15 protein-coding genes are annotated in these 26,261 nt (G+C 65.0%); 12 read left to right on the top strand and 3 right to left on the bottom strand.

Annotated features, from left to right (window positions below; translation table 11 throughout):
• Nucleotides 1-101: 101 nt before the first annotated feature.
• Complete coding sequence (locus tag CH266_RS00810) at nucleotides 102-722, bottom strand: HNH endonuclease (protein ID WP_094688977.1); 621 nt, start codon at nucleotides 720-722, stop codon at nucleotides 102-104.
• A 52-nt stretch (nucleotides 723-774) separates the two neighbouring features.
• The gene (locus tag CH266_RS00805) at nucleotides 775-1,389 is read right to left on the bottom strand and encodes a hypothetical protein (protein ID WP_141214460.1); all 615 of its coding nucleotides are present in this window, start codon (nucleotides 1,387-1,389) and stop codon (nucleotides 775-777) included.
• 384 nt (nucleotides 1,390-1,773) lie between these two features.
• On the opposite strand from CH266_RS00805, the gene CH266_RS00800 reads away from it, so the two are divergent.
• From CH266_RS00800 to CH266_RS00755, 9 genes are all read left to right on the top strand, one after another.
• Nucleotides 1,774-2,946, top strand: a complete 1,173-nt coding sequence (locus CH266_RS00800; RefSeq protein ID WP_094688979.1) for an ATP-binding protein — start codon at nucleotides 1,774-1,776, stop codon at nucleotides 2,944-2,946.
• Between the two features lie 47 nt (nucleotides 2,947-2,993).
• On the top strand, nucleotides 2,994-3,569 hold the full coding sequence (locus CH266_RS00795) for a hypothetical protein (RefSeq protein WP_094688980.1): 576 nt from the start codon (nucleotides 2,994-2,996) through the stop codon (nucleotides 3,567-3,569).
• A 904-nt stretch (nucleotides 3,570-4,473) separates the two neighbouring features.
• On the top strand, nucleotides 4,474-6,252 hold the full coding sequence (locus CH266_RS00785; RefSeq protein ID WP_176456969.1) for a cutinase family protein: 1,779 nt from the start codon (nucleotides 4,474-4,476) through the stop codon (nucleotides 6,250-6,252).
• 617 nt (nucleotides 6,253-6,869) lie between these two features.
• On the top strand, nucleotides 6,870-7,532 hold the full coding sequence (locus CH266_RS00780; protein ID WP_094688983.1) for a TraI DNA relaxase: 663 nt from the start codon (nucleotides 6,870-6,872) through the stop codon (nucleotides 7,530-7,532).
• The gene (locus CH266_RS00775) at nucleotides 7,526-9,424 is read left to right on the top strand and encodes a type IV secretory system conjugative DNA transfer family protein (protein ID WP_094688984.1); all 1,899 of its coding nucleotides are present in this window, start codon (nucleotides 7,526-7,528) and stop codon (nucleotides 9,422-9,424) included. The genes CH266_RS00780 and CH266_RS00775 overlap by 7 nt, the downstream gene beginning before the upstream one ends.
• Nucleotides 9,421-9,870, top strand: coding sequence for a DUF4913 domain-containing protein (locus CH266_RS00770; protein WP_176456968.1), 450 nt, complete (start codon nucleotides 9,421-9,423; stop codon nucleotides 9,868-9,870). Before CH266_RS00775 ends, CH266_RS00770 begins: the two co-directional genes overlap by 4 nt.
• Before the next feature lie 245 nt (nucleotides 9,871-10,115).
• Nucleotides 10,116-10,730, top strand: coding sequence for a hypothetical protein (locus CH266_RS00765; protein ID WP_094688986.1), 615 nt, complete (start codon nucleotides 10,116-10,118; stop codon nucleotides 10,728-10,730).
• 158 nt (nucleotides 10,731-10,888) lie between these two features.
• Nucleotides 10,889-16,906, top strand: a complete 6,018-nt coding sequence (locus tag CH266_RS00760; protein ID WP_255175798.1) for a helicase-related protein — start codon at nucleotides 10,889-10,891, stop codon at nucleotides 16,904-16,906.
• A 279-nt stretch (nucleotides 16,907-17,185) separates the two neighbouring features.
• Entirely contained in the window at nucleotides 17,186-17,983 is a 798-nt protein-coding gene (locus tag CH266_RS00755) for a hypothetical protein (protein WP_141214459.1), read from the top strand.
• Nucleotides 17,984-18,061: 78 nt separating this feature from the next.
• Here the strand turns inward: CH266_RS00755 and mobF are convergent, their stop codons facing one another.
• The gene (gene mobF / locus CH266_RS00750; protein ID WP_176456967.1) at nucleotides 18,062-24,310 is read right to left on the bottom strand and encodes a MobF family relaxase; all 6,249 of its coding nucleotides are present in this window, start codon (nucleotides 24,308-24,310) and stop codon (nucleotides 18,062-18,064) included.
• A gap of 201 nt (nucleotides 24,311-24,511) precedes the next feature.
• Between mobF and CH266_RS00745 the strand changes: the two genes are divergently transcribed.
• From CH266_RS00745 to CH266_RS25260, 3 genes are read left to right on the top strand one after another with little or no spacing between them, the layout of a single operon-like run.
• Nucleotides 24,512-24,883, top strand: coding sequence for a hypothetical protein (locus CH266_RS00745; RefSeq protein ID WP_141214458.1), 372 nt, complete (start codon nucleotides 24,512-24,514; stop codon nucleotides 24,881-24,883).
• A complete protein-coding gene (locus CH266_RS00740; RefSeq protein ID WP_094688990.1) occupies nucleotides 24,880-25,698 on the top strand; it encodes a hypothetical protein in 819 nt (272 codons plus the stop codon). Before CH266_RS00745 ends, CH266_RS00740 begins: the two co-directional genes overlap by 4 nt.
• Before the next feature lie 2 nt (nucleotides 25,699-25,700).
• On the top strand, nucleotides 25,701-26,255 hold the full coding sequence (locus CH266_RS25260) for a hypothetical protein (protein WP_176456966.1): 555 nt from the start codon (nucleotides 25,701-25,703) through the stop codon (nucleotides 26,253-26,255).
• The last annotated feature ends 6 nt before the right edge of the window (nucleotides 26,256-26,261 follow it).

The raw sequence follows: 26,261 nt of genomic DNA, 5'->3' as shown, positions 1-26,261 counted from the left end.
AACCAAATGGCCTGACATAAGGGCTGCTTATCGGTCGCGGCCACGCTGTCATCAGGCCCTGGGACTGCGCTGGCGTTTGCCGTCTCGACGTGCCCGATGGTTCAGGCGCGTTCGACCTGGACAGCGCGGGTGGCGCGCAGCCACCGACCTAGATAGGCCGAGGAGGCGGCTAGGTCGGGGCGGTCGGTGAGGTAGTCGGTGAACCAGCCCGACAGGCCGTCCCAGTGTTGCGCGTCGCCGGGTGGGTGCAGCGTCCAGCCGAGCTCGGGCAGGGTCCAGTGCGCTTTGGCGGAGTTGCGCAGCATCGAGGTGGTCACCCAGTTCGAGGCCTCGTCGGCTCCCCCGCGGGCGACCGGATGGATGTGATCGATGGTCGGGAACAGCTCCCAGAACGCGAAATGGGTCTCGGTCATCTTCCAATTCGAATGTGCGGGAAAGTCGTTCGGCAGCACGACCGACAGCAACCTCAATGCTCCCGGGTGAATCAATTGGTCGCCGGAGTAGCGGTCGAGGAATCCGTCGCGGTAGAACGTGCGCAGCATCTCGGGGAGAGTGTATCGGCGTTGCGCTGCCGTGCCGACGACGTGTGGGTAGTCGGTGCCGATGATGGCCTTGGCGGCGTCAGCGTCTCCGGCGGTCAGGGCCGCGCAGGCCCGGGCGAGGACGTCCGCTTTCTGTGGCGGCCGGGCCGATTCGGAGGCCACGACGATGTCGCCGGTCATGCGGGAAGCTCATTGATGCGGGCGACCGGGTCGATGGCCGAACACGTTGCCGCTACAGCGGCCATTCCCACCCTCCCTGGCCAGGCTCCATGACAACTGGCTGGAACACGATCGTGGTCGAATCAGTTGGAACGTCGAGCACCATGAAACCTTCGTACGTGGATGCAGGCGACAGCTGCGAAGGGATCGAATTGTTGGACTCGGCGCACACCCATGCCGCCGGCGACGTAATTTCGGGAATTGTCACTCCCGATTCAAGAACGGCCGAAAACGAATCGGGAGTGAACATGCCCATGTATTGCGCTACGTTCACACCAGGCAAGATCTCGACTCGAATGGGGAATGCCAGGATCGATCCGAACTCCGGCTGGTACTGCGTCGTCGAGCATTCCGACGCAGGTATTGGCGCTCCGACCACGAATTCGACCTCACAGGGAAACCCGCCGCCGCTCTCGCAGCCAAGGCCCGCCCGTTCGTCGAACGCCTTGACCTTGTTCCCTCTCGGACTCTCGCCGGTGTTTGCAGTCGCTGTAGGAGAACTTGTCGATTCGGAAGTCGCTGCTTGCTGCGTAGGCCGATCCAGCTCCGCTGTCGTCTGTCCGTCGGATGAACATCCGACCGCGAACAGAAAACTCGCCACACCCACTGCGACGACACTTTTCTTCAAGAGACCATCCTCGTAACCAGCACTCCGGGGCACTTCAAATTTCTCGACTCATTGAAGCACCAGAAGCTTTGGGTTGGAGGAGCATCGAACCGACCGGCGCGGCGAAACTTCCGTATCGAGAAGAACGTAGCCGCGCGCTGGTCGATCGGCCGATACCAGTGCGTACGGCAAGCGCGCCGCGTGCGTCGTCGATCGCGAGTCGGTAGCGCCCGACCGGTAGCGCCGAGTCTTTAACTGCGGAATCACTCACGGACGCAGCCACCTCTGTCACGCAGTCCAGTCCAACGACGACCTAGAACGCCAAGGGTTGCGTTTGCGAACGCACAGTATGGAACATTATGACTACTTATGGACAGAACACCATAAATGACTATAGTTCTCCATATGGACCCCGCCTTGAATCCCTTCAAACCAGGATCAGGACTGCGGCCACCAGCGCTGGAGGGGCGAACCCGCCAACGCGAAGAATTCGACCTTCTCGTGGCTCGGAGCAAGAACCGCAACTATGACCGCGGCATGATCCTGTCCGGCCTCCGCGGTGTCGGCAAAACCACCCTTCTCAACAACTTGTCCGAGCACGCCGAACGTCAAGGTTGGTTGACGATTGGCCTCGAGGCGCGACCCAACGAGTCCGGCGTCAGCGCCGTGCGCGCCAAGCTCGGGTCCGAACTCGCCGCCGGCCTGCGCCGGTTCAGCCGCAAACATCAGATGCAGAAGGCGCTCGATGACCTGATCTCCCTCGCCCGCGGGTTCACCCTCGGTGTCGGCCTGGGACCGGCGAAGGTCGAAGTGTCGCTCGATCACGGTGCCGCCAGCGGAGACATCGACCTCGATCTCGAAGAACTCGTCGAGGCGATCAGCGCCGCGATGAAGAAGAAGGGCACCGCGTTCGGGCTGTTCATCGACGAGATGCAGGACCTCGATTCCGATCTCCTCGGCGCGTTGCTGTCGGTGCAGCATCGGGCCAGCCAGCGGGAGTGGCCGTTCTTCGTCATCGGCGCGGGTCTGCCCAACCTTCCGTCGGTGCTCGCCGACAACCGGTCCTACGCGGAGCGGCAGTTCGCCTACAGCACCATCGGTCCCCTGGCACCGGCCGATGCCGCCGAAGCTCTGGAGATCCCAGTCAACCAGCACGGCGGGTCCTTCACCCCCGATGCCCTGGCCCTTCTCGTCGAGGCCAGCGGCGGGTACCCGTACTTCCTGCAGGAATACGGCAAAGCCGTCTGGAACGTTGCTGCCACAGCAGTATTCGACGAAGACGACGCCCATCTCGCGGTCGAGGAAGGACGACGGGCACTGGACGAGGGATTCTTCCCCTCACGATGGAATCGCCCCTCCGACAGGGAGCGCCGCTACATGCGCGCGATAGCACTTGCCTCAGACGAGGCACCGCGTTCGGGAGTCGTCGCCGCGGCGATGGGACAAACGACGACCGGTGTCAGCGACGTCCGCGACTCCCTGATCCGCAAAGGCCTGATCTGGTCCCCCGAACACGGCCGGATCGCGTTCACCGTGCCGGGGATGTCGGACTTCATCCGGCGCCAGCCCACCGACTGAAAAGCCCTGCGATTGCCCAGCGCAGCGCTGTGCACGATCCTGTAGCGATGGCACCGAACAGCAAACGCGTCGTACTGTCCAACGGACGCGACTGGGTCAGCATCTTTTTCGACGGACGCGTCAAAGTTGCGTCCAGGAAACATCTCTGGGAGATCACCGACACCGGCAGGCACACCGCACTGGGTCAGTACGTCACCCTCGGTGTCGGCCGAGAGCTCGACGTGGACCCGCCCAGCGGTGCCGGCAAGGTTCCCGACTTCGCTGTCGACCTCGATCCACAGGGTGGGCAGGCCACGGCGGCCACCGTGGCCGCGGACAACGGCACCTTCGTCGAGCTTCATCATGACGGCAGAATCACCGTGGGGAACGACGGCCGCGACATCGCCGAAACGTTCAACACCGGACGAGAATCGCTCGACGGTGGGCCATCCGGTCGCGGCGGCGCAGTCATGGTCACGTTCGTCGGCACCTACAGGCCATCGCGGTTGCGGGACAACAACTTTCTGGTGGAAATACCCGCTCGTGAGCGTCCGGCTGCCAACCGCCTCTACCCGGGCGAGTACGTCATCGACGACGGCAAGATCGGGCCACCGGCAAATGCTCCCGAAACGTGGTTCAGATGATCGCGGGCCCGCGCATCGAATTTTCTGCCCCCGTTAGCAAACCCGCCCGTTCAGCTCGGGCGCGCGACGGTACCTAGTTTTCCGGGTTGTCGAACGCAGCAATGACATGCGCGGTGGGGTTGCTCCCGGAACGGACTGAGCAGTGACTCCGCGTGTGCCACCACGGAGAACGGATCCCTGGCGGCCGACCTTGACCCGACCGTCGGCGAAGCGAACGAGCTTGAGGCCATCCGGCCATTCGGTGACGTCGTTGCCGCTGCGGTTCTTGTATGTCTTCGGCATTCCGAAGTCCAGCCCATCCATAACGCGGAGTCTATGACTGCCGAAGTCGAACGCGCGGCATACCCGTTTACGACGCAGTCAATCTCGCCGGTGAACGCTGGTTACGGCGACATGTGCGAATCAGCGGCTATCCTGCCAACGAACCCGGCCAGGCCAACGAGGTACCAGGGTTTTCGTGTGCTCAATCTTTCTCTCGACACTACGTCCATCGAATACGTGCCGTTCAGCGATCAAGGCGGTTGGGAAGGAAAGATCGCGGCATCGCCTAGTCAATCGCGAAGGCCCGTGTCGCAGATTCTTCCCACTCTGAGCCCCGATAAGGCCGCCTGCGGCCCGGGCGTCACTCGCCTACGTCAGGGACGGCTCCTACGCACGTGACCGCACTAGCAATTAATCGTAGTCATTCAAACAAGTGAATTTGACACGCCATTGTTGGATGCTTCCGGTGCAGGTCTTGTACGGATTTTGTTAAAGTCCGTGGCTCTATTGGCCCAGCTACATCCAAACAGACCGGGGACAAAGGGTTAACATCCCAGCACCTACGGAAAGTAGGCGGTAATCTGAAGGAGCGAGGATGGTCCTTAAACGGCGGGGAGTAGTGCTGTCGACAGCGTTGGCTGTGGTGGCGTCTGTCATTGTTCCGCTGTGGGGTGCACCCGTCGCGGCGGCAGCAATCTCCAACTGTGTGCCAGTAGTGATCATTCCGCTGCGGGGTTCCGGTGAGACGTCTGTAGGAATGACTAGCTACCCCGGACAGACCGGGGGTGGTTGGGAAGGCCCGACACTCCAGAAACTCCTCGGTGAAGCTGCATGGGGCGGCTACCTGCGTGATGCGCCAATCTTGGATGTCCCGGCCCCAGGAGGTGCACTGGGAACGGAGGGTTACCGGGCGGTGCCGGTGGTTATTTGGGAGGACGGCACGATCGAAAACACGGAAGAGATCATCACCTCAGCGAACGAGGGTGCGGCCGCGGCCCTGCGGGTGTACCGCGAGTTCAGTCAAGCACCCGGTTGCGCCGACCCGAAGGTCGTTTTCATTGGTTACTCGCAAGGGGCGATGGCAGCCCGGGCTGCCGCAAATACCCTCGACATTGTTTACCCCGGTGAATCCCGGGTTGCAGGTGTATTCACCGTCGGTGATCCGCTACAAAAGCCAAATGCCGACGGCGTCTTCGGATCCGGATCGGACGGGCAAGGAATATTTCGGCTTCTGCTTGGAGACTACAACGACACGTTCTACGCGCTTCCCGGTGTCGATCGGATCTCAATCTGCCACGACGAAGACGTCATTTGCGCGGTAGGTCCACCCTTCAACGAAGATACGCACCTGACCTACTTCAACGATGGTATGAAGTTCGTTACGAGTGCCGGCGCTTCGCCCTCGACTACGAGTGAGGTCGAGTTCATGTCGAAGTCCTTGCAGGCCACCATCACAAAAGCCCGACTGGCGTATGGGATGGGGCCACGGATCGAGCCAGTGAAGGACGCATACGGCGTCGGAGATTCAGTCACCGCGACCTACAGTCTGAACCGCCCGGCCATGGCCGGGGAACGGTTGATGATGCAAAACTTTTACGGAGCGCTGGATCAATGCCAGGTCGGAATGAGCATGTCTAACCGGAGCGGCACTGAGCCCCCGAACGCACTCGACATCATCCAGATCACCGCCAACGGGAAAAGACTGTCGAGCGCTGCGAGCCTGCTTGGCTATAGCGACCCGATCGCACTCACCCCAGGATCGACATCGGTGTCTGTGCGTATCACGCTCGACAGTGATGCTCTGAGGAACGCGGCCCTGACGAAGTTTCAGCAAGGACCGCTGTACGCAGACGAGGAGCGTTTCGACCTTAACGGCAACGGCAAATTCGATGGCACCGAGGCGTACGCCGCTTACGAGCAAACACTGTCTGGTCGCTGTGGAGGTCTTGATGCCACCGGTGCGGGAACTAACTGGTTTGCCGAAATCATGGATAGCAACAACGACCCGATTCAGACCTGGCAGGATTCGCCGGCACTGCGACTGCGACTACTCGCCACCGGAACACCGACTGTCACCGCCGGCTATGTGCGGGGCCAGGCGCTCCGCCTGAACATCACTGGCCTCGCCAGCGATGCCCCATACGGCGTCTACTTCGAATCCGACCCGGTCCTTCTCACCACGGTCACTGCGAGCAGCAGTGGCACTGCCACAACAGACATAACTGTCCCAGACGACGCACAACCTGGTCAGCACCACATCGTGATCCGAAGCGCCGACAACAGTGAGGCCGCACGCGTGGCCATCACTGTCACTGCAGTCGGATCGCCAGGACCCGTCATCGACATCCCGCTTTCGGGAGACGGTCCGATCCCCGAAACTCCATCCGCAGGCAGCTCCTCCCCACCATTCGGAAGCAGCTGACTGACCGTCCCAATATGCGCGTCCGTTCCCAGCTATGCGATCGCGGCGCGTCCTACAGTCGACTCAATCTCATGGAGCTGACGCGATACCCCGCCCTCACTCAATGGTCGGGGTATCGGGTAGTCCCTATCCAACCCACGCCTCCGTGGAACGGAAAGATCTCGAATTGGGTCGCCATAGTGCGAGTCGATCCATCACGCCCCCCGACTCATCGCCCGTGTCGCGACTGTCTCCGCCCCACGTGTCGACTTACGGCGCGGCATGCGGCACTAGGAGATTGGGCCGTCATTCCCGCGATGTACTCGCTGGTCGGCACCACAGTGGCTGCACTTGCCCCGTGGCCGTATCTGCTCGGGACACGTGCGGCGTCGGGTTAGCATCCTGGAACGGTGCGTAGCACGCGGCTATGAGCTAGTCTGACTCCGTTCGACCGTCGATGAGGGTCACGGTCGAGCGTCCATCCAGCAACAGCGCTGCACCGCACCTCTTTCGGGTGTCGGTGCGATTGTGCTGTGGGCTGGCCGACGCTCCCAGTGAAGGCCCTCCATGTCGATTTCTCACGCGCTCTCGCCGAGCACTCATCACATCTCGTTCACCATCGACGGTGGTGACCGTCGATGAACACTCGCTCTGTCTCGACCGCGGAGCTGCAGCGCCGCTCACAGATCGCTGCCGCCGCCTACGAACGCGGTCGCCGCGCCACTCTGGCTGCCGCACGACGCCGCAGCCTGGCCGATCGCGCGCACGTCCGCCGCGAGGAGATCCGCACTCGGTCGCACTCCTACGAGCCGCGCAGTGACAGTCGAGCATTCGGGCTGCTCGATACTGACGTGTCGCTGGTGCGGGCCGCTGCATATCTCGCTGCGGCCGGTGTCGCGCACGAGCTGATCACCGCGCAGACCTTCACCGATCCCGTTCAGCAGGAGTGGGCGGACGCCACCGTCGATCGCACTGCGGTGCACGAGGATGCGTGGCGGGAACGTCTGGTCGACAACGGTATCGACGACGCGGTACGCCGGCCGGGTCTGTCGCTGGACGTCCTGGAGTTGCCTGCCGAGCTCGACGGCCTCGATTTCGACGACATCGCCGAACACACCCTCGACTTGTCCTCCACCTCTGCCGACGTCGAACCGCTCCGTCTGGCCGATCTCTTGCTCGACACACCGCGCCAGGAACAGTCCTCGGGTTCGGTCGTCGACATCACCGACCGGGTCGCCCGCGTCATCGAGATCGACCGCGGCGTCGACACAGCCGTCGAGGCTGGTGTGGACGCATGGTGACCAAGAAGGCGACATCGAAGGGTGCCGGCGCGTCCTCGTCGATGCTGCCGCTCATCGCAGTCATGCTCGCGATCGCGACTATCGCCCTCGGATACGGGTCGCTGTGGCTCGGGCACGCGTTCACCGACACCGGCCAGCAGATCCCCGCTAATCCGTTCGTTGCCCTGTTCTCCGTGGCCGGCGGACAGCTGACCTGGCCGACCGTCTCGACATGGATCTTCGTGATCACGGTGATCATCGCCTCCGGTCTGACCGGGGTCGCCGCAGCGGCGCGCGCGACCGGAAGTGGCAAGAAAGACGATGTCGACGCCAAGGCCCGACTGATGGGTCCCACATCGAAGCTCAGTGGAGTGACCGGCAAGCAGGCACTGGAACGAGCGAAGAAGCTGCGACCGGACCTCGTCGACCGGGACACCCTGGACGACGCCGACATCGGGGTCATCGTCGGGCGCACCGTCCAAGGCAACCAGAAGGTATTCATGTCCTGGGAAGACATGCTCTTCGCCCTCGCCGGGCCTCGCATGGGTAAGACCGCAGCGCTGGCGATCGACGCACTGTGCACCGCACCGGGCGCGGCATTGTTCACCTCCAACAAGCGTGACGGTCACGACTTCACCCGAGGTGTCCGCGAGTTGCTCGGCGCGGTGTTGCGCTACGACCTACAGGGGATCGCCGAAGGCCCCCGCACCGGCGACGACGGGTTCTGGTGGAACCCGCTGCGCGCGATCGAGACGATCATGGACGCCCGCAAGCTGGCCTCCTACTTCGCTGCCGCATCGAAGGACGATTCGGCCCGCGTCGATGCCTACTTCGACGGCGGAGCTCAGGAGTTGTTGGCGCAGATGATGCTCGCGGCGGCGTGTGCGGACGGGGATCTGTTGCACGTCTACGGCTGGCTCTCCGACGAGGGGAACGAACTTCCCCAGCGGCTGCTCGAGGTCCACGGACACCACATCATTGCGAACCGTTTGAAGTCGACCAGCGAACTCAACCCGCGCCAGCGAGATGGCCTGTACGACATGGCTCGTCGATTCATCGGACTGCTCGAACAGCGCACGTACGCGATGTCGGTGCTCCCACCGAACCGCCGCGACATCTCCCTCGAGGGCGCACCGGACACCAAGATCGGTGGATCGGTGCGGTACCCGCACTCGATGCGCGAATTCGTCGTCGAGGACTTCGTCACCAGTAACGACACGCTGTATGCGTTGTCGAAGGAAGGCCCCGACTCGTCGTCGGCGCTGACCACGGCGCTGATCGGGTCGATCATCGACGCCGCCCAGCGCGTCGCTCGCCGCAGCCCGCGCGGGCGACTTCCGGTGCCGATGCTCGGCGTCCTCGACGAGGCCGCGAACGTCTGCCGACTCCCCGAGCTCCCCGCCTGGTACTCCCACCTCGGATCGCAAGGGATCTGCGTGATGACGATCGTGCAGAACCTCTCTCAGGCCCAGAAGGTATGGGGCCAGGACGGGGTCAAGCAGCTTCTCGATGCCGCGAATTTCCTCTGGTACGGCGGCGGCGTCAAGGACAAGAACACGCTCTCCGAGCTGTCGGCGCTCGTCGGTGATCACGACGTCGAACGCTGGTCACGATCGAGTAGTGGCGGAATGTTCGACAGTGGGTCGTCGTCGAAGTCGCAGTCCTGGTCCAAGGAAGCGATCCTGACCGTCGACGATCTCGCCGCGATCCCGAAAACCCGAGCTTTGGTGCAGATTTCCGGTAATCGCCCGGTATTGGTGAAGAAGATGTATTGGTCCGACGGCCCCAATGCCGACGCGATCGATGCCTCGTTCGAGATGTACGGGATCCCCGACAAGGACCAGATCCCCGTCCCCGATCGAGTACACGCCACCGCCACCATCGACGACGTCGACGAGGAGCCGTTCCTGTGACCGCTGACGACGACTTCCACCCCGACGACGACTTCCCCGGCGACCATCCCGACAACTTCGATCCCGTTCCCGAGAAGGCTGCGTCGACGAAGTTCTCGAGCTTCGATGCCTGGTTCGAGACGTGGCTGTCGGCAATCGTGGCCCGCAAGCTCTCGTCGTCTACCGGGAAGAACCGGGTGTTCTGCCCACGTTGGTTCGAGCATCCCGAGGTTGTGGTGCGTCTGCACGCACTGTGGACGGCATGGGAGGCAGCGTCCGCAGCCGAGGACGGTGCCGCGATGTCGGCGTGGTGGGTCCATCACGCGGACCCGCAACTGCGCACGATGCTCGACGCCGAGCACGGCCCGATGTACCTGTGCAGCCGCGACTCTCATCAGAAGACACCGCCGATACGACTGAACCTGGCGCAGGCCCCGGCCGGCTGGTTCGACGAGCTCACCGGCTGAAAAACCTGACACAACCCCTGACCCGAAACAGCCAGAAGCCCTGGTGGGTCCTGCATGACCCACCAGGGCCCTTAATGGCCGGAGATTGCGCCTCCAGCCGACGACGACGTTAACGACCCCCACCCGGCCTCGGGTTGCGCGGGTCGCATACACCTCTCGCCCGACTTCAGGAGCGCACGCTGTGGCCAAAGATTCCGACGATTTCCAACTCGATTTGTTCGCCGAGACAGAGGACAGTGACACCCATGATCGACCCGATAACGCAAGACATCATGAAGCTCTATCTCCAGCACCAGGGGCTGCCGCCGGAGTTGAGCCCCGAGGATCAACAGGCGTTCCTCGAGAGCGAGAGCGAGCGGATCGCGGAGCGGATCGACAACATGAAGATCCATATGCAGGACCAAGTTCTGCGGAACTACATGCGCGACAACGGCCAACCGCCCCCGTACATGGAGAAAGTCGGGTTGATCAACCAGGCCTGGGCGCAGGCGACGGACTTCGTGATCAACGAGGAGATCTACAACCAGCTCCCGGAGGACATGGAGGCCTACCCGCCGGATCAGGAGAGCCCGGAAGCCGAAGCCGAGCGGGATCGAGCACGGATCCAGGTCCACAAGAGCGATCCGGAGCGGTGGCGCAACCCACTGAACTGCGCGGACCCGGACAAGGAAGCGAACCAGCTGACGGACCTATTGTGGGCGGAGCAACCGATGAGGTTCCGGTACTACGCAGCGCATTTGATCGCGGCGCGGATCGAGGACAACGAGCCCTACCCGACGACGACCGAGCACCCACTGTTTCCCACGTTCACGAGCCAGCTCGACGAGCGGGTGGCCGAGCACGCGGCAAGCGGAAAGTAACCCGCCGTAGCGAATCCGACGCCCAGCTGGATCTGTTCGCGTTCGACGCCGACGGTGCTGCGCCGATCGACCCGACTGCCGTCGATGTCGGCGGCACACCGCTGCCCACACCAGTCGATCCCGACGTTCTGGTCGCTGAGGCCGACGCTTCCCAACCGGTGCCGAAGTTGCAGCCCACACCAGAGGTTGTCGCGAACACCGCCGTCGACGCCGCGGTGCTACCGCCGTCCCCGGTCGAGCTGGTGCGCGACGCCTACGGTCGGCTGGCGCGCGAGGACGAAGCGTACGTGCGGTTGGCGCGGATCCGCGCCGACCTCGACGGAACACTGACCGCCGAGCAGGTCACCGACGCACTGATGGAGCTGCGCCGCGCAGGCGATGTGTCGTTGATTCCCGAGGAGAATCAGAAGACTCTCGGGCCCGACGATCACGCCGCCGCGATCAGCTACGGCAACCAGAGTCGGCACCTGATCGCCGTCGACGGTCGCCACGTCGACCAACTCCTCGCCGCGCAGAGCACTCCCCCACCCACCGTCGAGACCGACTCCCCCACAGTCGAACCGACCCCCGACCCCACGGCGACTACCGCAGTCCCTGACGCCACCGAGGGGATGGTGGTCGACACTCAGACAGTCGCCGAGCGATTGTGGAATGTCGATCCCGTCGACTTCCGGCCCGGCACCGAGATTCTGGTTCCGTCCGGAGCGAAAGCCCGCGTATCAGCGAACATCGACGCCCTGCGCACCCTCGCTGTCGTCACCGCGCAGGATCGCTACGCCACCGCCGACGAGCAAGCGGTCCTGGCTCGCTGGTCGAGTTGGGGCGCGACCCCGCAGGTCTTCGACCCGCGACGCGACGATTGGACCGCCGAACGCGAGCAACTACGCACCCTGCTCGACGACGCAGCCTGGGCTCAGGCACAGCGCACCATCCTCAACGCCCATTACACCGACCCGGCCATCGCGGCGGCGATGTGGAGGGCGACGATCCGGGCCGGGTTCACCGGCGGCCGTGTCCTCGAACCGGGTTGCGGTGCTGGCACATTCATCGCCCACGCCCCTAGCTCGGCGCAGATGGTCGGGGTGGAGCTCGATGCCACCACTGCCGCGATCGCCGCGGCGTTGAATCCGTCGGCGCAGATCCGCGGCGAAGGATTCGAGAAGACCACCGCGCCGGCGTCCTCGTTCACCGCGGCGATCGGCAACGTCCCGTTCGGGGACTATCGGCTCTACGACCCGGTCCACAACCAGGCCAAGCACTCGATCCACAACCACTTCATCGTCAAATCGTTGGCGATGACTGCACCCGGCGGTTACGTCACCGTCCTGACCTCCCGCTACACCCTCGACGCCCAGAACCAGCGCGCCCGCCGCGACATCGCCGCCCTCGGCGACCTCGTCGGCGCAGTGAGATTGCCGTCCAACGCGTTCCGGCGGGTTGCCGGGACCGAGGTCGTCACCGACATTCTCGTGTTGCGTCGCCGCGCAGACGGGGCGAAGCCCGCACCATTGACCGAGCGGTTCCTGCAGCTCGAGAACGCCACTGCACTCGATGATGCCGGCGAGGACAAGGGCGTACCGATCAATGCCGTCTACACCGATCACCCGGAATGGGTGCTCGGTGAGCTGCGGGTCGGGCACGGCATGTACGGCAACGAGACTCTGTCCGTCGACGCGACCGACAGCGACGTCGACCTCGCTTCTCTGGTCGAGGATCGGCTCACCGCGATCGTCGATGTCGCGAAGACCGACGGGCTCGGGCTCACCGCATCGTGGCGCGACACCCTCGGGCCGACCCGGGAGGACTTCGAGCGCGGGCTCCTCGCGATCGGGAACGGACCGGACCAGGACGAGCTCGCGGTGGGAACGCTGCGGCACGACGTGCAGATGGAGACCATCGAACGCTGGAACTCCCGCGAGTGGGAGCTGGTGAACACTCGTGGAGCCAAGCAGGTCGCCGAATGGGGCGAGCTGCTCGCGCTGCGCGACACCACCCATGCCCTGATCGACGCGCAACGCGGCCCCACCGACCCCGGCCAACGGCAAGCGCTGCGGGAGATCCTGGGTGAGCAGTACGACGCCTACGTTGCCCGCTACGGCCCGATCAACCGGTTCAAGATGTCGATACCCAAGGACCTCACCGAATCGCAGCACGATGCCGCTCTGGCGAAGCTGATCGAGACGTGGCGTAAGGACGAAGGGGTCGCCGGCGACCCGTATGCCGGGGAGATCCCCGAGGACGTCTACGACCGGCTGTCCGACGATGCCTGGATCAACCCGCGACAGCCGACCAAGCTGCAGAGTCACCTCGGCCGAGCTATCCGCGCCGACCCGACGTTCGCCGCGGTGCTTTCCCTCGAGCATTTCGACGAGGAGACCATGACGGCCCGCAAGGCGGCGATCTTCCACACCGATGTCCTGCACTCGCGTGAGCTGCGCAGTTACGCCGAGACGGTCGACGAGGCGATGGCCATCAGCCTCGACGAGCACGCGCGTCTGGACGTCGGGCGTATCGCCGAGCTGCTCGGGACCACCGTCGAGCAGGCCGAGACGCAGATGGAAGGCCGTGCTTTCCGCACGTTGACCGATCCGACACGGTGGGTGTCGTCGTCGAGGTATCTGTCGGGCAATGTTCGCACCAAGCTCGCCGATGCCGAAGAGGTCGCCGCCCTCGATCCCCGCTACCAGGCCAACGTCGATGCGTTGACCGCGGTCATCCCGCCGCGCAAGACCGATGTCGATGTCGCTCTCGGTGCTCCGTGGGTGCCGATCGAGACTTACACCCAGTTCGTCCGCGAGACGTTCGAGGTGCCGGCCGATGTTCCGGTGACCATCGAGCGGGCATCGGGACGATGGTCGGTCACGGTCGGGCACTACGCGGACTCGGGAGCGCAGAATCTCAAATGGGGTCTGGTGCCCAAACGGGGCGCGTGGTCGACGAAGTACAACTTCGAGCACCGGCCGGCCGAAGACCGCGGTATCGGCAACGCCGGTATGCGCGCCGGGGACTACGAATGGCCCGCAATGCTCACCGATCTGCTCAACAGCGACCCGATCGAGATCACCAGCTCGAAAGAGTTCCGTGACAGCGCGGGCGCACCGACGGTGCACGATGCTGCGACACGCGCCGCTCAGTCCAAGGCGCGACGTCTGGCGCAGGAGTTCGGGCAGTGGGCGTTGCACGCCGACGAGGTGCGCCGCGAACAGCTCCTCGACATCTACAACGACAAGTTCAATTCCGTTGTTGCGCCGGTGCATTCGGGTGCGCACATGTCCTTTCCCGGTCTCGGGGAGAAGTACTCGCCGTACCCGTACCAACGCGACGCCGCCGCCCGGATCGTCTCCGAGCCGACGGTGCTGCTCGATCACGTCGTCGGGGCCGGCAAGACCGGCACCATCTTGATGGGTGCGATGGAGCTCAAGCGCCTCGGGTTGGCGAACAAGCCGTGGGTGGTGGTGCCCAACCACATCATCGACCAGGTCGTCCGCGAAGCGGGCCAATGGTATCCCGGCGCACGGATCCTGTCCGGATCGGCGGCCACCGACGCCGAAGGGCGCCGATTGCTGGTCGCGCAGTCCGCCTCACAGGACTGGGACATGGTGATCGTGCCGCGGTCGGCGTTCTCCTCGATCGGGGTCGATCCCGGCACGAAAGCCGAATACATCCGCACCCAGGTCGAGGCTATCGCCGCCGAGCTCGACAACGTCGAGAGCATCCAGACCGGCAAACGTCTCGAGGCGATGAAAGCCAAGCTCGAGGAGAAGCTCGAAACGGCCCTCGAACAGGCCGGGAAGGATCTCGGGCTCACGTTCGAGGCATCGGGCTGCGACTACCTGTTCGTCGACGAAGCCCACGAGTTCAAGAACCTCGCTCGCGCGTCCGGGGTCACCGAGCTCGCCAACGAAGGCTCGCACCGGGCCACCGACCTCGATCTGAAGCTGAACTATCTGCGGTCGATGCGCCGCGAGGAAGCGATCACCAAAGGCATCCCGCCGGAGGAGTACGTCGAACGTGTGGCCACGTTCGCCACCGGCACACCGGTCGCGAACTCTCTCGCCGAGCTGTGGGTGATGCAGCACTACCTGCGTCCGGATCTCCTTGAGGACGCCGGGGTCGCCCAGATCAACGACTGGGGAGCGACATTCACCGACACCGTCGAGCGGGTCGAGCTGAATTCGTCCGGATCGAGACTGCGGGCGATCACCCGGGTCGGTGAATTCACCAACGTCGGCGATCTGATCGGTATGACCAGCGTCTACACCGACGCCGTCACCCGCGATCAGGTGCCGGCGAACCTGCCGGTCAAGGACGGTGGCCGCAACACCGACGTCACGTTCACTCCAGCGCTGGAAGTGCAGGACTTCATCGCCGATCTGGGCTACCGGGCCGATCACGCCGACGTCAAACGCCCGGACATCGACAACGCGCTCAAGGTCGCCAACGACGGCCGCAACGCCACCCTCGACCCCAGGGTCGCGCACCTCAATTCGGCACCGCCGGAGCATTCACGTGCGCACATCGTTGCGCAGCGAATCCTGCACGTGCACAACGACTCCAACGAGAACACCTACCTCGATGCCTCCGGTGAACCGCACCCGACACCGGGTGCGTTGCAGATCGTGTTCTGCGACCGCTCCACCCCGAAAGCCGACGGGTCGTGGTCGATCTACGACGGGATCCGCGACGAGCTGCTCGCCGGCGGAATGGAGCCCGCGCAGATCGCGTACGTCCACGACTACCCGAAGCCGTCGGAGAAGGCCCGCCTGTTCGAGATGTGCCGCACCGGAAAGGTATCGGTGGTGTTCGGGTCCACCGAGAAGATGGGCACCGGCACCAACATTCAGGATCGCGCGATCGCATTGCATCACGTCGACGTGCCGTGGCGACCGGCCGACCTCGAACAACGTGAGGGCCGAATCATCCGGCAGGGCAACCAGAACGCCCGCGTGAAGGTGTTCAACTACGTCGCCGAGAAGACCTTCGACACCGTCATGTGGCAGACCGTGCACCGCAAGGCGTATTTCATCGAACAGCTCAAGAAAGCAGATCGCTCGATGCGCCGCGTGGTCGACCTCGACAGCGACTCGCTCGCCGAGAACTCGGCCATGACCAAAGCCCTCGCCACCGGCGACGATCGGTACATCCAGCAGATCGAACTCGACTCCCAGCTCCAGGAGCTCCAATCCGAGGCGGATTCGCATTTCGCCGAGCAACGCTCGATCGAGCGAGACCGCGACCGCCTGCGCCGCGAAGTGCCACGAGCACGTCAGCGGGTCGCCCAATTGACCGAGGCGGCACCGGTGCTCAAAGGCCGGCGCGAGGTCGAGCAGTGGCCCGGCATGACCGTTCGCGGTGTGTTCTACGACAACCGGAGCGACGCCGCGAACGCGATGGCCTCTGCACTGCAAGGCACCTATCACTCGCTCAAAGGCGCAGGGTTGACCAAGACAGTGGTCATCGCGGAGATGAGCGGATTCCCGATCGAGGCGTCCCGTCCCGCCCAGGACAGTGCGCTGTATCTGTCGTTCTCCGGACTGGGGTCGTCGACGAAAGTGATCGAAGCTCGCGACCTGCACCCGAAGATCGGGGACAGTGATCGCAGCCAACACGCTTTCGGGCTGCTGACGCGGGTCGAGAATATGGCGTACACCGTCGACACCGACCTGGCCAAGGCCGAACGGTCACTCGATCGAGACGAACAACGACTCGACGACCTCGAACTCGTCGAGCTCTCCGACTTCCCGAAAGCAGTCCAGCTCAAGGACCTCTCGAACGAAGTCTCCCGTCTGCGGCGCGAGATCAAGGAAGCCGAAACCAGCCCAGAAGCCCTCGCCCGCGATGCTGCACGCGCCGAACGCGCCGCAGGGAAAGGCCGCGAGCCCAAGTGGTCGCTCATGCTCAACCCCACCCCCGCACTCGTCGAAGACCTCGGAATGGGTAGCGCAGATGATGTACGGGCAATGATGCACGACAAAGCCATTGCTGCTCAGCTCGCTACCGCGCAAAGCGCAGGCGGGAACGACCATCTGGAACCGGGCGACACATCGACTCGTCCCGGCAATTTTCTTCGTGCGGTGGACGAAAACCCAGGAGCGGCGAAGCCATGGAAAGGTACCGAGAACGGGCGACCCGAGCCCGGGCGCGAACCTGACACGGGTTTCGGCCTCGATACCTAGATCCACAATCTCGGTCGACAAGACACATACTGCTGACCGTCAAGATTCATTGACGGTCAGCAGTATGTGGGGTGCTTTGTGTTCCCCGAATCGATCTGGCTTTGCGAGGGGACTTCGGGCGATCCCGTCGTCGAAAGGCCGCACCCGGGCGACCAACAAGGGCACGGTTCTCTATTGAGCGCATGTAACGGTTGGTCGCCTGTGGACGACTTTCCGGCAAGCACACCGTGCACCTGGAGGCAGACTGTGGAGACCACGTATCGAGGTTCGGACGGCAACGTGACAGTCGATTCCCAGGGTGTGACGCTCGAGTTCCATCCTGATGCGGGCAAGGGTTCGGACAAGGTCGCCATCGCGTATGGCCACATCGAGTCGGTGACGTTTCTCTACCCCGGGCCGGGAGCGCCGGGGTACGTGATCTTTCATGTGCCCGGCGACGATGAGGGTCTCGCCCCCGAAGAGAACCGGCACTGTGTGCTCGTGACTTCGCCCGAAGCCGGTGATGCTGCAAGGGAATACGTACCCGTCGTCCGATCCAACATGGCAGGGCGGAGCGCTACGGCAGCGCTCACTTCATCCACAGCAGGCCGTTCCATGAATCGAGGTTTTGGGCTGAGCCGAAGCCGTAACTCTCGTTCAGCTCGGCGTTCACCTCCCGGCGTTCCTCCCAACAAGAAGTTGCCGACAGGCGAGTTGTTGCGAGACTTGAAATGGCCGGATTCTCCGTCTGATTTCACCCGCGCTCATGGGTACTACTGGTCGGCGAAGGAACGGATGTGGGTGCGAGATCCCAGTGCGCCGGCTACTGGCGGCGAGCGCGTGGGAATGGCTTTTGTTGGTCTGTGCATTATCGCTGTGATCGTGGCGGCCGGGTTTGCTGCCGTCCAGTTCTTCGGTTGGATCGGCTCGGACAGCGACGACGGCCGGTGCGCTCAGCTATCAGGTTGGTATGCGGACAATCCGGGCGATTCCAACCCCGCCATTGCGGAGGACTACGCCGCTGCGTGCGGGGCAGTTCCGCCCCCTGTCCAGAGCGGTGAGCTGGTCGAAGAAGACGGCGATTACGTCTACCCGTAGCTGGCTGAGGGACACCTCGGACTCATCCTCGCGACAGCAACGAATGAGACTGGAAAGGGGACGGCACTCACTGCTTTCTCACAGCCCATGATCGTGGTCGATCCCACGCTCTTGTGTGGCCGAGTCCAGCTCCATCGGCTGCTTCCGAGTGTCCGTGGCTCCGCGCACTCGTCCGGGTCCAGGTGCGTCCGCAAGCAGGCGCGCGATGCTCTTCTGCGCCTCCGGATCAACATTCTCAGCGCTGCGCCCACCGCTACCGGTGTCTGTGATTCCGTGGATCGAAGAAGCTTCGATCATCTCGATGGCACCGGCACCGGCGCGAATGCGCTGTTCAGCAGCATGGCGGTCGCCCGCCAGAGTCACTGCTCGCAGACGCCGTCCGCGTTCGGTGATGGCGGTATCGAACACCGCGGCGGCGGCGAGATCTGCGGCGCGGCGTTCAGGGTCAGTGGCGCGTTGAACGATCGCCGGCCACTCGCCGGTCTCGGCCTGGACACGTCCGGCGGCGTCGCGTGCGGCGCGTTGAGTGTCTCGCACCTGGCGGGTGAGGCGTTCTTCCCGTAGACGCGCTTCGGCGGCTGCGGGTTCGAGGGTCTTGCGTTCACGTCTCTTCGCGGTCGACAGCTGCTCGGTGAGCGTCGTGTGTTCGGTGTGTGCGGCTTCGTATTGCGCGGTGACTCGGCGGAGTTCGGCTGCGAGTTCGCGGGCGTCGGCGATGGCTGCAGCTTGCTCGTCGAGTCGGGCGTACAGCTTCTCGGTGTCCGCGACGACGGTGGGTGCGGTGCGCGATCGTCCAGCGCGGTCGACGAACGCGATCAACTCGGCGTCCGGGACGAGCCGGATCGGGTCCTGTTCCATCTTCGCGTGTAGAGCGGCGTCGGCCGGCGAGAGCACCGGTTGCGGATCGTTGGCGGTCTCGCTGGTGTCCTTCACCGCCAGTTCTGTCTGGGCAGGCGCTTCGTGCTCGAGCTGCTCGACCACGGTATCGATTTGTGATGCGTCAACCGCCGCGGTGGTGGCAGTGGGCTGCTCCTGCGTCGTCAAGGTCGGAGTGTCGGTCATCGCGGAACGCTTCGCTGCCTGTTCGGCCCGCCACAGCATCGCTTCAGTGCGGTCGACATCGGCCTTGAGCTCGGCGAGCGCGGCGAGGTCGATGCTCTCGGCCGCCAGGCGTGCGGTGGTGACGTCGACTGCGGTGACTTCTCCCCCGTCTGCGGCGGTGACGCGCTCGTACTCGGCGGCGGCTTCGTGTGCGCGGGTGCGCGCGGCGGTCGCGGTGTCGTCGACGAATCCGGCGCGCCAGATCTCCCAGTCGAGACCGCGCTGAGCGAGGGCGCGGGCATCGTCGTCGTCCCCGGCGGCTTCGACGTCGGCGGCGACTGCGGGCCGGATGACGGTGTCGATGTGATGCCAGAGCGCTTCGGCCTCGAACTCGCGGTCGGTCCATTCCTGGCGGGTGTCGAGCATCGCGATCCGGGCGGGTCGTTGCCGGTCGGCTCGCTCCTGCAGCTCGGACAGCATCGTGCGGGCATGGAACTGTGCCGGGCTGGTGCCGTCGGAAATCCGACCGCGCAGCTCTCGGTACGTGGTTTTTGCGTCGTCGAGATCTTGGGTGAGCAGGCGGACTCGTTCGTCGGTGGTGACCGTCGGGTACGGCAGCTCGATCGTCTCGACGTACGAGCGCAGCGCCTCCCACACGTCTACTTCGGCGTCGGTGTCGTCGGTGCCGCCCTCGACCGTGGTGTCCTCGATGCCGAGTGGTGTTGCGTCGGCCTCGTGGTCGATTCCGGGGAACTCGTCGTCGTAGCCGCCGTCGTATTCCGGCGGGGGCGGCTGGTCGTAGTCTACGGGGGCGTCGAGTGCATCGAGGGAGGCGAGGTAGTCGGCATCAGCATCGACCGGAACCGATGCGGTCGAGCCGTCGACGACGGTGTCGGACGCAGCAGCCTCGGTCGGTAGTGCTGTCGGGATGACGAACTCGTCCGGCAGCTCACCGCCGACGGTGTCGGAGACCGCCTCGTCGACCACGAGAACGGCTTCTTCGTCCTCGATCGACAGTGGTTCGGCGGTGGGTGGGGTGTAGGTGCGGGCGAGGTGGTTCTCACGCACCAGCATCTCGGCCCGCCACGTCAGCGCGGTGGCGAGTTCGTGGGCGGGCAGGGTGACACCGTGATCGACCGGGTCGATGCCGCCGTGCAGGAACTCGTACGCGGTCCCGAGCAACTGTCCCGGTGTCCACAGTGCCGGGTCGGCGTCGTCGACGGTCGCCACGAGCGAGGGCCACGCCGGATCGGACATGACTCGGACGGCGGCGGTGTAGCCGAGCAGTTCGGTCAGTACCGGTGCCCAGGATGGTTCGAGGACCGGGCCGTCCGTGTCCGCGTCGACCGCGGCGGCGGAGAGTTCACCGGACAGTCGCCACCACAGGGCGGCAGCGGGCAGCTCGTCGGGCAGCGGCGATGCGGCGAGGGAGTCGCGGACGAGGGTGTGGACTTCGATTCCGGCGCGGGCGGCGGCGGAGAGTCGGTCGGCGAGGATCGGGAAGTACGGATCGCGGGCGATGTGGGTGTCGAGTTCGTCGACGAACGGTCGCCACCGCTTCACGGCGTCGTTGGTGGTGCCGATGACGGTCTCGGCGCGGCGGTCGAGGCTGCGTTGCGCTTTCGCCGATGCGGCGGCGAGCTGCTCGGGTCCGGTCGGGCGACGGTCGGCCGGGTCGACGTCGTGTGCGGCGCGGAACACCGCGAGATCGGTGAGCAGCCCCCGGTCGGGTTCGTCGGTGAGCAGCGGGCGCGCCCACACCGGTGCAGTCGTCGGTGTCCACGTGGCGATGTCGGCGGCGATGCGGTCTCGGTGACCGGTGATGGCGTCGGCGCGGGCGTCGAGGTAGCTCGCCCACTCCGGTTCTTTGCGCAATACCTCGGGGATGGCGGGCAGCCACGGCAACGGTCCCTGCGCCGACGCTCCACGTGCTGTCGAGTGGCGTCCGGTGGAGTCGAGTCGCCAGTCCAGGACTGCGGCCCGGTCGAAGGCGCTGCCGAGTTCGCGTTCGGTGATTGCGGTGTTCAGTGCGTCGACCGGGTCCCGTCCGTGTGCGGCGAGGATCGCGAGGTGTCCACGCAGGACCGGCCATGCGGCGTCGTCGGTGAGGCCGGCGACCGCGGCGTCGGCGGCGGTGTCGATCGCGGCCATCACTGTGGGTCCGGCGAGGACTTCGCAGGCGGTGGCGACGGAGTAGTCGTAGGCGTTCGCGGCCGGTGCCAGATGCGTGTGAGGGTCGTCGGCTGCAGTGAGGGTGGAGTGCGCGGAGACCTGCGCGCCGTCGCGGCGCAGGATCGCCCGGAAGTCGTCGACGGCGGTCGGGGGCAGCATTCCGCGTTCGGTCATCGCGGTGTGCAGGTCGCCGTCCGATGCGGTCGCGAGATACATGTGGTTGTTCAGTCGCCCGCGTGTGAGTGCGACGTAGGCGAGCTGTCGGGTTTCGTCGCCGGTGGCCACGACGTGGCAGGTGTCGGCGGTCGAGCCTTGCGCGGAGTGCACCGTTCCGGCGTAGCCGAGTTCGGTAGCGGACTGGACGTAGTCCGGTGACAGGGTGACGGTGCGTCCGAGTTCGAGGTGCCGCACTATCAGCGATCCGTCGCGACCGACTTTCTCGACGGTCCAGCGGTCACCGTTGCGGACCCAGTCGGTCTGCGAGAGCGGGTTGCGGCGATCGTTGGAGCGGGTGCGGACGATGTCCCCGACGCTCGCGCGGAGGCCGTCGGCGAGGACGGCTTCACGTCCGACCTTCGCGTCGGCGGCGGCGAGGCGGTCGGTGCGGGCACGGGTGTTGAGTTCGGCGACGAGTTCACGAGTGGGGGCGAGCAGCAGTGCGTCCTTGCCGGCGGCGCGGTCGGCGCTCCACGCGCTGTATGCGTCGTCGGTGACGGTGGCGATGGAGCCGACATGCAGCCGGGAGTGGTCGATGTAGAAGCCGATCGCGGCGTCGTCGCCGTCGCGCAGTGCGAGCGATGCCGCGCCTTCGGCCGCGCCGGTTGCCTTGTCGCGGAAGCGCACCACCTGCGAGAGGGTGAGCGCACCGACGCGGTCGTGGATGTCGCGCAGGACACCACCGGAAGCGACGGACGCGAGCTGTTGATCATCGCCGATCAACCGCACCGTTGCACCGCGTTCAGCGAGGGCGGTGACTGCGTCGTCGAGGTCGAGGGTGCCGGTCATCCCCGCTTCGTCGACGATGACGAGAGTGTCCTCGCCGATGTCGGTGTACCACTCGGGAACGGACACCGGATCGCCGTTGCGCAACCGCTTGGTGATGTCGACGAACTTCGCCAACGTATCGGTAGTCGTCAAGATATCTTGACGCAGGACTGCGGCGGCAGCAGCAGTCGGCGCGAACCCGACAACGTGTCCGCCTGCGTTCTGCCACGACCGTGTCAGCGCAGTCATGGCGGTGGTCTTGCCGGTTCCGGCGGGAGCGAGTGCGAGCTGAAGTTTCGCACCGGACGTGGCCATCGCCCGCACCAGTGAGCGCTGCCCGGCGTTGAGTTCGCGGCCGTTCGCCGCGGACTCGAGCAGTGCCATCTCCACGTGCTTGCCGGGGAGGGCCACACCGTCGTTGCGCTGTGCAAGGGCGACGATGCGTGCTTCGGCGTCGAGTACGGCAGTGGTGGTGAACAACGTCGCTTCGTGGCGGGTGTGCACGTCTGCGCCGTCGCGGCGGCGCATCACATTCGGGGCGATGTCTGCCGCAACGTCGTCGCCTGTCTCGTCCCCCAGGGTGACGGCAAGGTCGGTGCTGCACGCGCGGTCTGTGATCGCATCGACGAGTTCGGTGATCCGATCGGCCGGCGGGTTGGCGGTGCGGACCTGACGGATCGCTTCGGCGCGAATGTTGTGTCGTTGGTAGCGCGAGCGTGCACGGGAGACGACCTCGACGACTTCGGCGGCGGTGTAGTCGATCCAGCGTGGGTCGTCGATGTCCACGCTTGCCCGGGTGCGTTTCTTACCGGTCACCTCGGCCACCATCTTCGACAGTTCTTTCGGTGAACCGAGAACGTCGACCGCCTCAGCGCGCCACCCGCTGCGTTGCTCGGCGTGCGAGCGCGGTTCGTGTTTGGCCTGCCGGGTCTCCAGGGTCGCGCGCTGCGCAAGCCGTATCGCTTCGATGGCGGTCGGTTCGCGGTGATGCTCGGCCTGGAACGCGCGTGCGAGCTCGGCGGTGCGCACGACGATGGCGGCGTTGCGCGAAGACCAGCGTTCGGCCAATCGTGTGTCCAGGCCGACGATTTCGCGGACGGGTCGCTTCGACCGGTCCTCGCTCGGGCGCTCAGTGAAGTCGACTCCGATGCGTTCACGTAGTTGCGCTTCGAGGGCGGTGTTGTAGACCTCGGAGGCGGGAACGTTGTTGCGGTACAACGCGGCCCCGTCGAGCGCGAGCCACTTCGTCGTCCCGTCCGGCAGAGTCGTGGAGACCTTGTTCGAGATCGCGACGTGGGTGTGCAGGTTCGGATCACCCGCGCGCGAATCGCGGTGAGTGAACGCTGCGGCAATCAATCCGTTCGCGTCGACCTGCGCGACACCGCCGTTGCCGAGACGGGTGAAGCAGGCGTGCTCTTCGAGGTATTCGAGGGCTGCTGCGATCGCGGCGTCGTGCGCTGCTTCGATCTCCTGCGAGATCTCCCGCGGCGCAACCGCCCACAGCGCCGAGACCGACTTGACCGGAGTGAACGTGAGGTCGAACCCGGCGACGGCTTTGGTGTTCTGCCGCCCCGATTTGGCGACCCACCCGGACAGTTCACGCTCGTCGGCCGGGACGCGTCCGTACTCGCGCTCGAACATCTCCCTCGCGACGCGGGTGCGGATCGTTGCGCGCGATTCGGCCTCGATCGGTGCGTTCCATTTCTCGCCGGCCGCGAGGTTGTGCTCGACGAACGCCTTCGCGCACGCGACCCGATAGTCCGACGCTCCGTTGTCGATCTTGAACGCGCGACCGAGCTTGATCGCCGCCGATGCCGCGCGCTCTGCGTTCTTCGTCGACGCACCGGCAGCGAGCTCGGCCGCGAACTTTTCCGCGTACATCGTGTCGGCCTCGGGGTGCAGGCCGTCACCGAACAGCGCCTTCATGTGCGCCTCGGACACCTGCTCCCCTGCGCCGATGGTTTCCAGCTCGGCGAGTCCGGACCCGGTCCAGCGGCCCGGAGATTCGCCTTTTTCGGAGTAGTACTCGGCCAATGATGCGGCCCCTCGTTCGGTGGAATCTGCCGCTGCAACCTGCCTGGTCAGGTACGTATACCCGTCCCCGGCGGTGAGCTTGTGCAGACCCATCATGGACCGGACCTTACCAGCGAAATCCACAAACTGTCCTGAATGCATGAGGTCTGTGGGTTGGTTTTGGCTTCGGATCGGTAAAAGGTGATGGGTCGGAGTGGGTGGGTGAACTGGGGTTTCGTTGGTGGTGGATCGGTGATGTGGCGGGAGGTTGTGTCAGGATCTGTGAAATTGACGGTGTCTGGGGCTATGGTTGGCCGCATGGCGTCGACACAGGCTCGGATGACTGCGCGTGCTCGGGCGCGTGCGGCGCAACAGAAAGTGCTCGCGGATCGTCAGCGCCGGGACGCGGCGAACATGGCGTCGTTGACGGCGTTCTTCACCGCCGCCGAGCAGATCGACGCCGCGAAACTCGCGATGGCCCGCGCGCTCGACGACATCCGCGCCCGCGAAGGAACACTCGTCGCCGCCGCGACACTGACCCAGATCACGACCGGCGAAGCACGCAAACTTCTGGCCCTGCTCAGCGACACCGCCGACACCGACTCCTCGGACGACTCCGACACCGGCACCGGCTCGTCGCCGGACACCGTCGAGGCACCGGCCGACGACACGAACGGAGGACACAGATGAGCGTCTACACCGGCGAACTGGTGGCGGCATTGACCGACGCGGGCTACCCCGCTCCCCACACACCGGACACGGATCCGAATGTGCTCGCCTGGAGCAGCGACGGCACCGTTCCGCATATCCATGTCGACGACACCGGCCGGGTGCGCGTGCACACCGCGGCACGCCTCGACGCGCAATTCACCCTCGGCCCGCAGCGTCAGTCCGCCGCCGACTGGGTCGCACTGCTGCACCCGCACCTCGCAACACGTGTCGCCGCCGCGACCGGCACTGTGATCGCCGAACCCGCGTCGGTCGTGCAGCGCAGCGCGGCGCTGGTGTGGCTCGAACCCGATTTCGCCAGTCACGGGACCTACGCGGTCTACACCGACAACGCACGCATCCGCGTGTCGGACAAGATCGGCGTCGAGACCGCAACCGACTTGTTCGGCACCGCCCGCGGACACCAACTCGGCATCACACCGTCGGTGCTGTCTCCGCTGCACTCGGCACACCTGGGAACGGTGATGATCAACGCCGACCTCGCCTACGCGTCGGCCGGGCAGAGCTCCGGAATGTGGCGGCCCGCGATCTCCTTCCGCGACACCCGAGGGTTCATGGAGCGAGCCACGATCCGATTCGGCGGACGTGAGAAACCCGCGCAACCGTCCGTTCCCGACGCGCGTTTTCGTGACTTCCACGCCCCGACGATCGAACTCGCGGCCGGAGGATCGAATACGAGATCGACCTTTGCCGACGCGTCCTCCGTTGCGTTCGTTGTGCTGCGGAACGCGCGGCGTCGACACCTCGCCGACAGTCACCACTTATCGGGACGCTGATCGTGACCGCGACGACGCAACTGGCACTGTTCGGCGGGGACACCATCGTCGAACCGGAGATGTCGGTACGTCGATCGTGGCGTCCGTTGCAGGGACCGTTGACCGCCAAGACCGTGGCCCGGTTCTGGACGAAAGTGGTCATCACTCCGACGTGCTGGCTGTGGCGATCGGCCGTCAGTTTTCCCGACGGCTACGGTCGCTACACCTTCACCGACGGCGACACACCACGAACGTTGTCGGCGCACCGGTTCGCGCTGTTGCTCGCGCACGGCGACCTCGGTGACGGGATCGTCGGCGAGCACGACTGCGACGAAACCTTGTGTGTACGAGTCGACGACGGTCACCTCAAGCGGGGCACCCAATCGGCGAACCTTGCACACGCTGTTGCAACCGGACGCCACATCGGACCGACGCCCGCAGGCGGCGATCCGCGCGGGCGCTACGGGCGGGCCGTGGCGATCCGTGATGCGCTCAAAAACGGCTACGACGCCGAGCGACTGCGCGCCGCCCTCGCCGGATACAGCTTCGACGCACAAGCACCACCAACCTTGTTCTGAACCGAA

Source organism: Rhodococcus sp. 06-1474-1B, from assembly GCF_002258885.1.
GTDB classification, from domain to species: Bacteria; Actinomycetota; Actinomycetes; order Mycobacteriales; family Mycobacteriaceae; genus Rhodococcoides; species Rhodococcoides fascians.
Note: the sequence above shows the minus strand (reverse complement) of the source record. Positions and strands in the feature narration are given on the sequence as shown.

What these genes read in the sequence shown, in the direction of transcription:
- CH266_RS00775 (WP_094688984.1), top strand. Translation starts at nt 7,526, where the DNA reads ATGGTGACCAAGAAGGCGACATCGAAGGGTGCCGGCGCGTCCTCGTCG.
- CH266_RS00810 (WP_094688977.1), bottom strand. Translation starts at nt 722, where the DNA reads ATGACCGGCGACATCGTCGTGGCCTCCGAATCGGCCCGGCCGCCACAG.
- CH266_RS00800 (WP_094688979.1), top strand. Translation starts at nt 1,774, where the DNA reads ATGGACCCCGCCTTGAATCCCTTCAAACCAGGATCAGGACTGCGGCCA.
- CH266_RS00780 (WP_094688983.1), top strand. Translation starts at nt 6,870, where the DNA reads ATGAACACTCGCTCTGTCTCGACCGCGGAGCTGCAGCGCCGCTCACAG.
- CH266_RS00745 (WP_141214458.1), top strand. Translation starts at nt 24,512, where the DNA reads ATGGCGTCGACACAGGCTCGGATGACTGCGCGTGCTCGGGCGCGTGCG.
- mobF (WP_176456967.1), bottom strand. Translation starts at nt 24,310, where the DNA reads ATGATGGGTCTGCACAAGCTCACCGCCGGGGACGGGTATACGTACCTG.
- CH266_RS00740 (WP_094688990.1), top strand. Translation starts at nt 24,880, where the DNA reads ATGAGCGTCTACACCGGCGAACTGGTGGCGGCATTGACCGACGCGGGC.
- CH266_RS00795 (WP_094688980.1), top strand. Translation starts at nt 2,994, where the DNA reads ATGGCACCGAACAGCAAACGCGTCGTACTGTCCAACGGACGCGACTGG.
- CH266_RS00765 (WP_094688986.1), top strand. Translation starts at nt 10,116, where the DNA reads ATGATCGACCCGATAACGCAAGACATCATGAAGCTCTATCTCCAGCAC.